The organism is Cognataquiflexum rubidum (assembly GCF_022538115.1).
GTDB classification, from domain to species: Bacteria; Bacteroidota; Bacteroidia; order Cytophagales; family Cyclobacteriaceae; genus Cognataquiflexum; species Cognataquiflexum rubidum.
The window spans coordinates 19,141-32,638 of record NZ_JAKZAL010000031.1 but is presented as its reverse complement, the minus strand read 5'-3'; the positions used below and the strand labels follow the sequence as shown (position 1 = coordinate 32,638).

General features: G+C 42.3%; 12 protein-coding genes. 5 read left to right on the top strand and 7 right to left on the bottom strand.

Translation table 11 applies throughout. The features are described from left to right. Positions 1-8 precede the first annotated feature (8 nt). Positions 9-449: a sugar 3,4-ketoisomerase gene (locus MMU05_RS21570; protein WP_241143731.1), complete on the bottom strand. Its 441-nt coding sequence runs from the start codon at positions 447-449 to the stop codon at positions 9-11. Between the two features lie 311 nt (positions 450-760). On the opposite strand from MMU05_RS21570, the gene MMU05_RS21565 reads away from it, so the two are divergent. Next, positions 761-1,366, top strand: coding sequence for an IMPACT family protein (locus MMU05_RS21565; protein WP_241143730.1), 606 nt, complete (start codon positions 761-763; stop codon positions 1,364-1,366). Here MMU05_RS21565 and MMU05_RS21560 read toward each other — a convergent pair. The 3 genes from MMU05_RS21560 to MMU05_RS21550 are packed head-to-tail and all read right to left on the bottom strand — an operon-like array spanning position 1,350 to position 4,614. Beyond that, positions 1,350-1,958: a 3'-5' exonuclease gene (locus MMU05_RS21560; protein WP_241143729.1), complete on the bottom strand. Its 609-nt coding sequence runs from the start codon at positions 1,956-1,958 to the stop codon at positions 1,350-1,352. The two genes, MMU05_RS21565 and MMU05_RS21560, sit on opposite strands and share 17 nt — an antisense overlap. Then, the gene (nhaC, locus tag MMU05_RS21555) at positions 1,955-3,436 is read right to left on the bottom strand and encodes a Na+/H+ antiporter NhaC (protein ID WP_241143728.1); all 1,482 of its coding nucleotides are present in this window, start codon (positions 3,434-3,436) and stop codon (positions 1,955-1,957) included. Before nhaC ends, MMU05_RS21560 begins: the two co-directional genes overlap by 4 nt. Before the next feature lie 50 nt (positions 3,437-3,486). Continuing rightward, positions 3,487-4,614 (bottom strand): NAD(P)/FAD-dependent oxidoreductase, encoded by a 1,128-nt coding sequence (locus MMU05_RS21550; RefSeq protein WP_241143727.1) that lies wholly within the window; start codon positions 4,612-4,614, stop codon positions 3,487-3,489. 90 nt (positions 4,615-4,704) lie between these two features. On the opposite strand from MMU05_RS21550, the gene MMU05_RS21545 reads away from it, so the two are divergent. After that, on the top strand, positions 4,705-5,184 hold the full coding sequence (locus MMU05_RS21545; protein ID WP_241143726.1) for an Mpo1 family 2-hydroxy fatty acid dioxygenase: 480 nt from the start codon (positions 4,705-4,707) through the stop codon (positions 5,182-5,184). A gap of 158 nt (positions 5,185-5,342) precedes the next feature. After that, positions 5,343-7,361, top strand: a complete 2,019-nt coding sequence (locus MMU05_RS21540) for a monovalent cation:proton antiporter family protein (protein ID WP_241143725.1) — start codon at positions 5,343-5,345, stop codon at positions 7,359-7,361. A gap of 91 nt (positions 7,362-7,452) precedes the next feature. On the opposite strand, the gene MMU05_RS21535 is transcribed toward MMU05_RS21540, so the two are convergent. Beyond that, positions 7,453-9,732: a patatin-like phospholipase family protein gene (locus MMU05_RS21535; RefSeq protein WP_241143724.1), complete on the bottom strand. Its 2,280-nt coding sequence runs from the start codon at positions 9,730-9,732 to the stop codon at positions 7,453-7,455. A 118-nt stretch (positions 9,733-9,850) separates the two neighbouring features. Here MMU05_RS21535 and MMU05_RS21530 point away from each other — a divergent pair, with 118 nt between their 5' ends. Then, positions 9,851-10,369: a DUF4494 domain-containing protein gene (locus MMU05_RS21530; RefSeq protein ID WP_241125132.1), complete on the top strand. Its 519-nt coding sequence runs from the start codon at positions 9,851-9,853 to the stop codon at positions 10,367-10,369. 9 nt (positions 10,370-10,378) lie between these two features. On the opposite strand, the gene MMU05_RS21525 is transcribed toward MMU05_RS21530, so the two are convergent. Continuing rightward, the gene (locus MMU05_RS21525) at positions 10,379-10,978 is read right to left on the bottom strand and encodes a hydrolase (protein WP_241143723.1); all 600 of its coding nucleotides are present in this window, start codon (positions 10,976-10,978) and stop codon (positions 10,379-10,381) included. Between the two features lie 119 nt (positions 10,979-11,097). On the opposite strand from MMU05_RS21525, the gene MMU05_RS21520 reads away from it, so the two are divergent. Continuing rightward, positions 11,098-12,135, top strand: a complete 1,038-nt coding sequence (locus tag MMU05_RS21520) for a PAS domain-containing protein (RefSeq protein ID WP_241143722.1) — start codon at positions 11,098-11,100, stop codon at positions 12,133-12,135. 86 nt (positions 12,136-12,221) lie between these two features. Here MMU05_RS21520 and MMU05_RS21515 read toward each other — a convergent pair whose 3' ends face one another. Continuing rightward, positions 12,222-13,394, bottom strand: coding sequence for a hypothetical protein (locus MMU05_RS21515; RefSeq protein WP_241143721.1), 1,173 nt, complete (start codon positions 13,392-13,394; stop codon positions 12,222-12,224). Positions 13,395-13,498 lie beyond the last annotated feature (104 nt).

Sequence of the window (13,498 nt, the reverse complement as noted above, 5' to 3'; positions counted from 1 at the left end):
TACTTTTTCTAATCAGCATTAGTTTGGGAATTTCCTGCGAAATTTTTCTGAAAGGAATCAAATTCCTCTCTTTGCCGGATGTAATCCTCTTCGGAAAACTGCCTGTCAGAAATCCCCAACAATACCGCATCTTTGCCAAATTTAAATTCCGTCCAAACCATCGCAGGCACAAAGAGGGCTTTGGAGGGAGAGTCCAATTCAAAAGAAAACTTTTCTCCGTTGAGATTTTCAAGCAACGCAGTGACACGACCCGACAAACAGACTAGTACCTGCAATTCCTCACGATGCGCATGTATTCCTCTCGTAACATCCTCGGTGATGCGGTCAAGCCAAAACAATCTCTTCACCGCAAATGGGATGCTTGTGGGCTCTTCCATGAAATGAAGCTGTCCATTTTCATTCTTATTTGGCTTTAAGAATATCAATTCCGGTTTTGACAAATCCTTCATATGGTATGCTAAAATACCACTTAAACTTGAATAGATTTTTATTTGTAGGTTAATTTGTCGGAAAGGTTTTGCATGAATATATCTTTGCCGGTAACCCTATATTGTTATTCAGCTGGACGGAAGACCGAAGTCGGAAGACCCCCGCCTGTCGTCGGGCAGGGATGTACCTGGTATTTCAGTCTGCAGACAAAAATTCAAATGGATATCCAATCTACTGGCATAATTGCGTACTTACATTAGGTTTTATTTTAAACTCCTTTTCAAAAAGGTGAATGGCGGTATCTGCCATATCTTCTCAAACCCTGATTATTTTGAATAAGAACGCATCTTACCTCACCTTGGCAACTGTATCTGAAGGTCTTTTCAAAGAAAAAGGCAGCAAATTTTTGGCATTTGCCTATCCGGTCAAAACCGAACAGGAAATAAAGGGGATTTTGGAAAGCCTTCACAAAAAGTATTTCGACGCAAGACACCATTGTTATGCTTACATGTTGGGTAAAAACAAAGATGTTTTTCGCACGAATGATGACGGCGAACCAAACCATTCCGCTGGCGACCCGATTCTCGGGCAGATCCGGTCTCATTCCCTGACCAATGTCCTGATCGTGGTAGTGCGGTATTTTGGGGGAACAAAGCTTGGGGTGGGAGGTTTGATCAATGCCTACAAAACTGCTGCTGCGGAGTCGATTCTAAACAATCAGGTCATCGAAACAGAGGACCGAATGGAGCTGACCCTGCACTTTGGCTATCAGGAAATGAATCATGTCATGAAATTGGTAAAAGAATATGATCTGGAAATTGCCGCTCAGAAATTTGACAACATCTGCGAAATCAACTTATCTGTACCCGATGGAATCTGGGAAATGGTGATTGCAAAAGCAAAGGATTTGGAGGGAGTGATTATGGTTGGGGATTGAGAAATGGGTCCAAGTAACCCTGATAATGCAATTTTTTGTAAATCTCCCGGCATATCCAGGCATCTGTAGCTGCATAGAGCAACTGCTTTTCGGTGAGGGTCTGCGCTTCCCAATTGGACACCTGTTCTGATTTGGAGATCCTCACATTCAAAACCATGGCGGCGAGGTTCCTGACTCCTACATTTTGGAAACCCACTTTTTTCAATTCTTCATTAAGGTCAAAGAAATTTTCCGGCAGGAAACCTTCCCTGATTTTTTTCAAAGCCTTCAGGTCGTCATGGACGGCAGCGCCCACTTTGACAATATGCTTTGCCTCAAGCAATTCTCTAAGGATTCCTGGCATCCCGATTTGATTTAACCTGATCAAAAACGCCACATCTTCGGTAGCCAATTGGAGCAAGGCCACCTGATGTTGGGTTCCTTTGGTAAATGAAGGACGTGTTTCAGTATCAAAACCCACCAATTCATGTCGGCTGATTTCATCGATTACTTCATTTATCTGTTCCTTCTTGTCCACCAATACGATATCCCCCTCAAACTGACCAAGAGGCAAATCGTTGATTTCAAGTTTTGAGATTTTCATTGGTATCATGCTGCCAACTCCTTTCTTATCTCCTTCATTTCTTCTTCACTATAATAGTTTATTCCCAATTTCAGGTAACCGAAAAGAACGGTCATGATCGGGCTGATGATGTTGAAAAAACAGTACGGGGCATAAGCCAAAGTTGCAACTCCGAGCACTGAAGCTTGGGTGGCGCCGCAGGTATTCCAAGGTATCAATACAGATGTAACAGTCGCACTGTCCTCTAAAGTTCTACTAAGATTTTCAGGTTTTAGACCGCGCTTTCTATAGACGTTGGCATACATCCTTCCGGGCACCAAAATCGCCAGGTATTGGTCCGAGGTGGTAACATTGAAAAACACACAGGTAGCCGCCGTGGAAGCGATCAGCGAACCTACGGAGTGGACTTTCCTGATGACGGCTTCTGCCAATACTTTGAGCATGCCGCTTTCTTCCATGATTCCGCCAAAAGCCATGGCGCAAACGATCAGCCAAATGGTGTTCAACATCCCCGACATTCCCCGGGTAATCAATAACTCATTCACAATGTCATTGGTAGTGACCACACTTATACTTCCATATAAGGCCATCATAACAGCTTTGAAAGACTGGTAAGCATATCCAAAATCAGAGCTACCTGCTATCAATTGAATGATTTGAGGCTGGAAAATGATGGCAAACAATCCCCCAAGAATGGCTCCGGCCAACAAGGCTGGAACTGCAGAAACTTTCTTCACAATCATGACAATGACTACTATGGGAACGATGAAAAGCCATCCCGAAATATTGAATTGTCCCAAAATAACTGCTGAAATGTCCTTCACCTGATCTACCGAACCTTGAGCACCTGAAAAAACCCCTATAACCCCAAATATAATCAGGGTAATGATCATAGTTGGAACTGTCGTCTTGGTCATGTGCCTGATGTGGGTAAACAAATCCGTGCCTGCCATGGCCGGAGCAAGGTTAGTCGTATCGGAAAGCGGTGACATTTTATCCCCAAAATATGCTCCTGAGATAATAGCCCCACCGATAATCCCTTCTTCAAAACCAAGTGCTTTGCCGATTCCCAACAATGCCACCCCCACCGTGGCCACTGTCGTCCAGCTACTTCCCGTTGCAATAGATACTACAGAGCAGACGATGCAGGCAGCAAGTAAAAATATGGTCGGATTGAGCACCTGCAATCCATAATAGATCATCGCCGGGACAATTCCGCTTATCATCCAAGTTCCGGCCAAAGCCCCGATCAGTAATAAGATCAATATGCTCGACATGGCAGAGGAGATACTTTTGACGATCCCATCCTGCAAAGTTTCCCATCTGAATTTCAAGCGGTAAACGGCCATCAAAGCGGCAACCGCCGCAGAAAAAATGAGTACCATTTGGTTGGAACCCGACAGGGCATCCGTTCCAAAAATCCAGATATTGATGACCAAGAAAACAATTAAGAAAGCAATAGGAAACAGGGCTTCTAGGACGGTGGGCTCTTTATGTTTTGTTATCATTAATGTTTTATAAAATTATAAAAAACTGAAATTAAGAATTTTTTGGAAAATTACACCTCCGAGAGGATGTTTACCAACTCTTCGGCGGTTTGCCAGCCAATGGCAACCCCCATTCCGCCCAATCTGACAGCGATACCAACATTTTTTCCCACCATTTCAACAATAGGTTTTTTGTTTTTTCCAAAAGCCATGATTCCCGTCCACCACAGGTCCATTTCAATATCGGTATCACGAAGAATGATTCCATGCAGGATATCCAGTAGGTATTCTTTGATTTTGGGATTGACTTCCATGGATAGGGTGTTTTCTCCCTCAAAGTCAATATTCCGTCCACCGCCCAATAGGATTCTATCCTCCACTTTTCTGAAATAAACGTACCCTTTGTCAAAATGGAATGTTCCCGAAAGCGGAATTTCCTTGAGAATCGGTTTGGTGACCATCACCAGTCCCCTACCCGGCTGAATGTCCAATCCTGGTAACAGAAGGTTTGTAAATGCATTGGTACAAACGGCTATTTTGTCGGCGTAGAAGTCTATATTCTCCTGTTCGGTTGGGTTTTGGACAAAAACCGTTTTCTTTTCCACGTCAATTTTCGAAACCTTTGACCCGGTCAGTATTTTAATATTCAGCTCCTGACATTTTTCCCAAAGGGACAAAAGGAATTTTCCCGAGTCCAACTCTCCCTCAAATTTATTCCTGATTACTGCCTGCACTTTGTTTGAAAATCCAAATGGTGTGATATCCACCACTTGTTCAAAAACCGGTTCATTGAAAATCGGATCAAGCAAATGGTTGATTTTATCAAGGGATTGCAAGGCATACATTTCCTTTTCGGTCAGAAGTTCCAATCCGCCCGTGGGCAAATAACCGAGTCGCTCATCTCCAAAAAATTCCCTGATGGACAATAGTCCACGATACCTTTTTTCGACCAATTGCAGGACTTCGGTTTCCGACATGTAGTTGAGGTCATCCAGGATTTCGGTCAAACTGCCAAAACAGGCAAAACCTGCATTTCTGGAACTTGCCCCACTTGGGAAAATTCCCCTTTCCAAAACAAGTACTTTGGATTCAGGAAACTTGATTTTGAATTGGATGGAGGTCGACAATCCGACAATTCCTCCTCCGACGACGATCAAATCATAGTTGACAAAATGTTTCTTTTCCCAATAGCTCAACATTATTTTTGAATCAAAGAAGATATTTAAAGGCTATTTATTAATTTAATGCAGATTATCCAAAAACCAAACCCCTCTATCTACCCAAATACCATGAGAAAAATCGATGACCTGCTATTGGAATATGGCCAAAGCCACCAGAATGAAACTAATAAAACCATCCATTGGATATGTGTGCCGGCAATTTTTTTCAGCATTGTGGGATTGATTTATAGTATTCCTTCCGGATCCCTTGAAGCGCTCTTGCCTTTTTTGGGTGATTTTGCCAATTGGGCTACGCTGGCGCTGGTGATTGTCTTGTTTTATTATGTTTCTCTGTCTCCTCCCTTGGCTTTGGGTATGTTTTTCTTCTCGGCATTGTGCCTCGCTGTCGCTAATTTAATCAATTTGGTTTCTCCTGTTCCCCTTTGGGCAGTCAGCATCGCCATCTTTATTTTGGCTTGGATATTCCAGTTTTATGGACATAAAATCGAAGGAAAAAAACCTTCTTTCTTCAAAGATGTTCAGTTCTTGATGATCGGGCCCGCTTGGCTGATGCATTTCATTTACAAAAAACTTGGGCTCGCCTATTGATGGGTGAAGCACTCATTCTCAGGATGGTGAAATAGTCATTCCAAACCAAATCCCTGCTTTTTATCATTTTCTTTCGGCCTTATAAATTTCTTTCGGGAATTTTCTAAGGTTTTAAGTTGTATTTTGTGAAACGGTAAAATCCATCAAAGCTTAAAAACATGCTTCATTTTATTTTTGCAGCAGTTGAACTTCCCATGCTATCTGACATTGTATGGATTTTTGGCTTGGCCACTTTGGTGATTTTGCTCTTTATGCGGTTCAAAATCCCGACCATTATCGGGTTTTTATTTACAGGTGCAATAGCGGGTCCCTATGGCATGTCCTTGGTCACCGCCTCCACAACTGTCGAGGCACTTTCCGAAATCGGCGTCATCCTGCTTTTGTTTGTGATCGGCATGGAATTTTCTCTAAAAAGCCTCTTATCCATCAAAAAAGCGGTATTTATCGGTGGGTCACTCCAGGTATTTATTACCATTTTGGTCACGACAATAATCACTCACTTTTTTGGGTTTGATTGGAATGTGTCCGTTTTTCTCGGGTTTCTCATTTCACTGAGTTCTACTGCCATCGTCCTCAAACTGCTTCAGGAAGGCGGGCAAGTCAATACTATTTCGGGACGTACCACTTTGGCGATCTTGATTTTCCAAGATGTGGTGATCGTTCCCTTGATGCTTTTCATTCCGATGCTAGCGGGTGAGACGGACAATATTGCCCTTTCATTGCTTCTCTTGGCCGGGAAAGGGATTGCGGTAATTATCCTGACATTCCTGAGCGCCAAATACCTGATCCCTTCGCTCCTGTTCCGAATTGCCAAAACTAGAAACGAAGAACTATTCCTTCTCAGCATCATTGTCATCTGTTTTGCTGTGGCTTACCTGACTTCTTTATTGGGACTTTCCTTGGGTTTGGGTGCGTTTTTGGCCGGACTGATCATCAGCGAATCCGACTACAGCCACCATGCTACCGGCAAAATCCTCCCGTTTAGAGAAGTGTTTTTGAGTTTTTTCTTTGTATCCGTGGGAATGCTCTTCGACATTGGGTTCCTGTTTTCCAATATCCTGCTCATTTTGGGTTTGACAGCTTTGACCTTTTTGGTCAAATTCATCATTGTGGCTTTTTCTGTGAGGGCCATCGGACAGGGCTTTAAAGAAGCTTTTATTGTGGGTTTTTCGATCTTTCAGATCGGTGAATTTTCTTTGCTTTTGGCGAAAGAAGGAATGAAGTATGAACTGATGGACCCGACCACTTACCAGTTTTTCCTTGCCATTTCCATTTTGACAATGGCGATCACTCCATTTTTTCTGAAGAAAAGGGAATCGTTTTCAAAATCTATCCTTGCCTTGTCCCTGCCAAACAAACTCAATGAAAAATTCGGGAATGAGGATGTTCCAAAAAACCCTCCCATGGAGGAAACCGGCCTCAAAGACCACCTTGTTATTATCGGATTTGGACTCAATGGACACAACCTTGCCAAAGCAGCAAGGTCGGCCAATATCCCTTATGTAATCATCGAAATGAATCCCGTCACGGTGCGAAAGGAAGCGGCCAATGGCGAACCTATCTTCTTTGGGGATGCCGCTAATGAATCCGTGCTTGAACATGTCAATATCCACAAAGCAAGGGTCGCCGTCATCGCCATATCAAGTGCGGCTGCGACCAAAAGGATAATATCCAACATCCGGTATATGACCACCAATCCCTACATCATCGTCAGGACAAGGTATGTCAACGAAATGGAGGAAAACCACAAACTCGGCGCAGATGAGGTGATCCCCGAGGAATTCGAAACCTCTATCGAAATATTCACCAGGGTATTGGGCAAATACCTTGTTTCAAGGCATGACATTGAAAGTTTTACGGAAGAAGTCCGCTCTTTCAATTATGAGATGTTCAGAAAACCCTCAGATGCTGCTAAAGGACGACTAAAGATAGCCCTTCCGGAGATCAACCTTGTAGGATTTAAAGTTGAGAAAGATTCAGGACCATTCATCAACAAACCCCTCAAAGAAGCCAAAATCAGGGAATTGTTGGGCATAAACATTGTTGCAGTCAAGCGCGGGGATACCACCACGTCCAACATCAGCGGTACCATGAAACTCAAACTCGGCGACTTGGTCTATGTCGTAGGGAATTCTGAAGCTTTGCTTGCCTTCGAAAAAGAAGTTGAAATTGATTGAGGATTTGGAGTGGATATCCGCAGAGAGGTCAGTTAGGTATCTGGCTTTAGATAACAGACAAAAGACCGATGACCGAAGTAACTCGCTGAGGTTATTGTAGAAAATCAATGGCTTTTAATTTCTCCATTGACTGTTGGTTTTTGTAGCTGTGGATATTGTCAATGATGGATTTTTTCTCCCTTGCCGTAAGCCTCCAATTCAAAGAAGCCCGGAGAATTTCTTGTTGCTTTGGATTAAACACCCCTTCCTGATCTGCCAATCCCATTTCTTTGAGGTACTGCAGGGTGGAATATTCAAACTCAATCCGTTCCAAAAGGAAGGGCATGGATTCCTTCATCCTGTTGTAGGTGACTTCATTGTTGAGGGTCTGCACATTGTCCCAATTGATATAAATGTTTTTGATCGGGGTAAAAAGCTTCTCAAATAATGATGGTGGCTGTTTTTGTTGGATTTCCGAAAATTTTTCTGAATCCCTGATGGTAATCAACACCACGCCTGAGGTATTTTCATTGATCCAATCCTGAAAAACATACATAAACCGAAGGGCATCCTGCACGCCAAAATTGTCTGACAATCCCGAATCCATCGTCTCCATCCTTGGACTAGACGGCAACTGTACGTTTGGAGTAATAAATGGAAAAGTCGCGCCCATCCTCAAAGCACTGATAAACCTCAATTGGTCCGCACCATGATGGGCAAAAAACCGCTGAAAATCTATTCCTTGGCTCTTCTCCTCCACTCCATCGGCCCTGTCCATTGATATCCCCATATAGGACATCGGATACGGTGCGATGTACAGCTTCCTACCATCATTGGTGATCAAGGGCGTGACGGGAAGCATGGGGATTTTACTTTCAAATTCAGGGATCCTGTACGCCGCTATGGGCTTTTCCATGATTCCTTTGGTATTGATGTTGAATTGGTTTTCGAAGGCATACCCCCGGTCTTTGAGGTATTTTCGGTTATTGTAATGGAAAGATTGGTTTCTGATCAGGAGGTCATTGACCAATAGGGTGAAAATGATCGGATTGAGGTTGTCAGCGGAGATCTGATCGAGGTACTTTGGATCAAACAAATCCAGTTTTTCATCCTTAGCCCTGAGATACAATTCCCTGAAAAAAGCAGCCCCCACAACCCCGCCTGATGCACCGGTAACCATTTGGGTATGCTTGAAAAACTGGTTTTCACTTGCTTTCTCCACTTCCTGCAATACGCGTACAGTCCACAAAGCGGCCCGCTGTCCTCCCCCACTCGTGGCGACAAAAACCATTTTTGGCTTTGATCCCAAGGGAAACTTGGCCTTCCAGTTTTCCAAAATCTTTAAAGCATATTGTTTGTCTTTTGCCACACTGTCCGCATGCAGCAGCTTATTGAGATGGTCAAGGTCATATACCGCAGGATCTGAGTCATAATCCATCCCAAAAGCAGTATGCGGTCTGTTGAGAATCTGACTGCCCGACAAAATATTGAACAGCAGGATGCCGCCGATCACGATCGGAGTCGACCAATCTCGCAGCCAAAACGCCAAGGCCCCTACCGCCATCGTCAGAATAGAAAAAAGCAAAATGCTACTTGCCGCAGCGGGAATCTGTAAGAATGGATTTTCCCTAAACAAACCCAAAATCAAAATCAGCCCGATCAACGCAATCTGAATCAGAACCATATTGAGGTGGTTTTGGTCAAAGACACGCAGCAGCTGATGGGTTTCAAACCTGGCCAAATCCTGTCTCACGGGCCTAAATCTCATATTGAGGTCCAAGTAATCCATTACCTTGTCTTTTGCTTTTTGACTTTCCTTGATCCGCCTGAGCATATTGGCCCGTGGGATTTTGGTTTTGCGAAGCCTCTTTTCTACGCTGTCAGCAAAAAGTTTGAAAAAGTCCTTATTGGTAAGTGCAAAATAAACGAACATCAAGGTGTAGGTAGTCAATGTACCGGCTGCAAATCCCAAAAAATAAACGAGAATGATCCAATTGTTCTCATGCTCATTGTCAAACTGAAAAGTAATGAATGCCACGAGGTACAGGATGTAAAATCCCAAGGGTATGATCGAATTGTTGACACAATAATGGATAAATGGTCTTTGGACGACCGCCAGAAATTTAAATTTGGAGCCGTCAAGAATGTAAGTCGTCATGTGGAATGACATGGTGAAGATAGCAAGCGTCACTCCCACCAGAAAAAACCCCTGCCAGGAAACCTGATTCAAATACTCCGGATCAAGAAAAAGAAAGGGAATTCCCAAAACCGTTCCCAACTTCTGCAAAATGATCAGCGCCAACATTACCCACAGTGCCACTAGAAAAAGATTCTTTTTCAGATGCAAAATCAACAGCTGGATCGGAAAACTATAGATGATTTTGTCCCACATCGGTGAATTGTTCTGTCAAAATATAAGGGAATTTTAATTGAATTCTAAATCGACATTTTTCATTGTGGCTTTTGCCAATATGACTTACCTTCGCTTCCTGAATTTGAAAAATTGATTTATGAGAACCTGGTTTTTGTGTAAAGTAAAATATGCCAAAGAAACTGAGCAAGGCCTGCTCAAAAATGTCTCCGAGCAATATCTGGTAGATGCCGTGTCATTTACGGAAGCTGAGGCGAGGATTTATGACATGCTTGGATCTGTCATCCGTGGAGACTTTCAGGTGACCAATATCAGCAAAAGCAATCTGGTAGATGTGTTTTTCTATGAGGATATCGACATTTGGCACAAATGCAAAATCACCTATATCGTAGCTGATGGCGACAGCGGCAAAGAAAAGAAAGTGACACAGTTCATGATTGTCACAGCGCATGATGTGAAAGAAGCCTACGAAAGGATCTTTGAAAGTCTGAACAACATGCTCGTTTCTTTCCGGGTAACCGAAGTGACCGAAAGTCCGATCATAGAAGTGTTCCCTTATGAAAAAGACGAGGAACTGAATCCACCGATTCCCGAAAATCTAAAACCACTTCGGGAGGTTCAGGCAGAACTGAGAGAATATGAAGAAAAGGACGAATAGTCCTTTTTTTTATGCCCTCAGCTGATTCGCTATCACAAAACTGATCAATTCCTCCACGGGTATTCCTGCCCTTTCTGAAGCATCGGCAATATCTTCTCTGCTGACCTGGGCAGCGAAGGTTTTGTCTTTCAGCCTTTTTTTGACACCGCTGACTTCCATTCCTTCATATCCCTGTGGCCGCATCAGGGAGTAGGCATGGACAAAACCTGACAATTCATCAAAGGCATAAAGCATCTTTTCCATCTCGGTCACGGGCTCTACACCAAAATACCTCGGTCCATGGCAGGCTATGGTCCGGATAATCCGTGGATCGATATTCCTTGACTCCAATTCTTCTATGATTTTACGGCAATGCTGATCAGGCCATTGGTCCCAATCGGCATCATGAAGCAATCCGGCCAAATGCCACATGTGCTGCATGGATTCGTCATATCCCTTTGCCGCAGCATAGGCTTTCATCAGATGTCCCACCTGCTTCATGTGAAAAAGCAGCTTGTCGTTTTTGACCCAAAGGCTCAACAGTTCCAAGGCTTCCTCCAAAGTCATTACTTGTCCAAGGTTCGATTCAGAACCAAATTCTGTGCGATTCAATAAATAAATAGATTCCATATTTTGGGTCAGTTTCCGGATAAAAACAATTTTTTTGCTTTTTATATTAGTTTATATGTAATTTGTATAATGAATATGCGTTTTCGTTATTCAACTCAACCTATAATCATTTCTATTTGATGAAAGATTTTTTTAAGCATTCAGATTACTTTTATTTTATCCACCTGGATAGGGATGCTAATATATTGGATAGCAATGAACATCTTAAAAAAGAAACCGGCTTTTTGAAAACCCAAGCCTCCGGATCTTCCTTTTCGGAATTGGTTTATTACAAGGACTTTTCAAATTTCCAGTTTCTGTTGGAAAAATGTCTGAAGGAAGGTGAAAGGAAATTTACACAGGAAATGAGAAAGATAAAACCGGATGGGTCGGCTTTTGGCTGGACCAAATGGGAGTTTACCATCACCTCAGATCCTGACGGAAAAATCGACATCACCGGTATAGGACACAATTCCGACAATGTCAACGAAAAATCAGTGCATTTCCCCGACAGCATCAATGATATTCATGCAAAAAATTCCCTGATGGAGGGATTGCTTGAAGAAAACCTGATCGGATTTTGGATTTGGGATATTGCACAGCAATCAGATCAGCTGAGCCTATCTCTGAATGAGATTTTTGGATACAGTGCTATCCAAAAAACCAAAGGCCAAAAGAATGTGAAATGGAAAAAACATGTTCACCCCTCCGATCGGTCCAAAGTGGAAGGAAATCTAAAGGAGCATTTTGCGAGCAAAGGCAAGCTTCCGTTCCACTGTGAGTTTAGAATCAAAAATCTCCATAAGAAAGATATCTGGGTCTTGGGATATGGCAAAGTCCTGCAGTGGAGTCCTGAGGGCGAACCCTTGGTCATGGCGGGCTGTTTCTTTGATATCTCCGAAAGGAAAAAAACAGAATCCCTTTTCCGGCAACAAAGCCAATACCTGACGACGGTGACTTTCAACCAAACACACCTGATGCGCGCCAAACTGGCCAATATCATCGGGATACTGGAAATTATCGATCCCAAAAAACCCTCTATGGAAACATTGCACTTTCTCAAAATGATCAAAACCGAAGCCAGAAAGCTGGATGAAGAACTGAGGAAAAGTATCTCGGCCTCCAGCAGCCTGCAGATTACCCCACCCCAATCCGAAAATCAGGCATTGATGATTTAAGGGTTTTTTTGGCTTGGAATGATTCGGCATTTTTTTTACTCCAGTAATTTAGGGTTCAAAATCCATAGAATTTCTTTTTTGAAATCCTACTTCAAGGTCACTTGATACCGATAGAAGACATTGTAATCCAATTCCGTTTTGGAAGTAGGCTTGATATATACTATATCGTTGGCATCCATAAAATGGACCACGCCGGGAATTGGTAGTTCTGAAATGGCTCCTTGGTTGCCATTTTTATCAGTCAGGATATATTTGGCTTTCCAATGCTTTTGTAATGTTTCCCAGTATTCAGGATCACTTTGGTAACCCTCTCCTTTTGCCCGAAATGAATCATAGATATCCTGAGGCACTTCAGTGTAAAATTCTACCAAAAAGTAATTCCCCCCACTAAATAGCTGTGTGAAAAGCGGATATAAAAAATATTCCTTTTTGACGTCGAAGATCAAATTCTCATTTCGATCAGGGTGGAAAAGTGAAATTTGGGATATCGGGGAAATACCAGTGTCATCTAAATCATAAAAAAACAACTCATTGCCAACACTTGGAAGCACGGCAACTTTTTGATCGGTTTTAGAAACCTGCACATAGGAACTTTTGAATCCCACCCACTTTTGCTCCAATCTTGGCTTCCATGTTTCAGGATATAAGTTGATCCTGGTTATATCTTTTGAATCCACATCATAGATATAACCTATTTCTGCCTTTTCATAAATCAGCGGATTTTCAGATTTTTCGGCTAAAAGCTGTTCGTCAAGCATATTCAGCTCCTGACCTAAAATCAAGGATTTGCCATCTTTTTCAAAAATTGAAAAACTTCTATTGGAATTATACATGGAAATAAAACTTAAACCTTTTGAAAGAGGTGGACTTTGGGCTATTTTTCTAAAGTCCCGATCAAAAAAGTTAAACTTGTTCTCAGAAGACATTTCCTTTAATACGATTCCCTCCTTCCAAAATGCTACTTCCAAGGGCGTTTCCACTTGATTCGGACCTTCCCCTTTTGGTTCAAAACGTGAAATTATTTTCCCTTCCAGATCTGTAATGATTAACTCATTCATCTGTCTCTCATTGAAAAGGAGTTGCCCTGTATTCTCATTTTTGTCAGCAAGGTAAAGTTCAGATAGAGATTCTACCACGAGCGAATCCAAAAATTCAAATTCAACTTTTCCTTCAGTTGAAGTCAGTTGATTATTATTTTGTCCGGTTCCGCAGGAAACAAGTGTAAATATTAAAAATAGGGGTAAGAGATTTTTGAACATGGTAAATATCTTTTTTTAGTATTCTTTTAATGTCAAGAAAATTTCGATTAATGAATCATAAAATCTCAAAACTGGATAAGCGCAGTTTTAAAAGCGTTTTTATC